Annotated in this window: 1 protein-coding gene; it reads right to left on the reverse strand. The window is 70.8% G+C overall.

The window, feature by feature from the left end; all coding sequences use genetic code 11:
* Window positions 1-530 (reverse strand): phosphopantetheine-binding protein (locus ACT89H_RS29460; RefSeq protein ID WP_445111935.1); only part of this gene is annotated, 530 nt, incomplete at both ends.

Consider the following 530-nt stretch of genomic DNA (forward strand, 5'->3'; position numbering starts at 1 on the left):
AGAACCCGGATCGAACTGATTCAAAAACCACATCCGCCGCTGCGCCAACGACAACGGCACCCGCTCCGGACGCTCCAACGCCACCAACGCGGGACGGGCCGCGCCGGTGTCGAATTCGGCCAGCCGGGCGGCCAGCAGCGCGACCGTCGGCGCCTCGAACACCGTGCGCGCGGGTACCCGCGCGCCGACCGACGCCCCGAGCCGGGCCGCGACCTGCGTCGCGATCAGCGAGTTGCCGCCCAGCTCGAAGAAATCGTCGTCCGCGCCGATCTCGCCGGCTACGCTGAGCAGGTCGGCGAACACGCCCGCCACCAACTGCTCGAGCGCTCCGGACGGGGCGCGGAATTCCTTGGTCTGCAACTGCGGAGCGGGCAGGGCACGACGATCCAGCTTGCCCACCGGGGTCAGCGGGATCTCCTCCAGCACGGTGAGGGAGGTCGGCACCATGTGCACCGGTAGGCTGCGCTCGGCGTGCGCGAACAGCTCGTCGGTGTCGATCGATCGTCCGCCGGCCGCGTGCACGTAGGAGG

This window comes from Nocardia aegles (assembly GCF_052545135.1).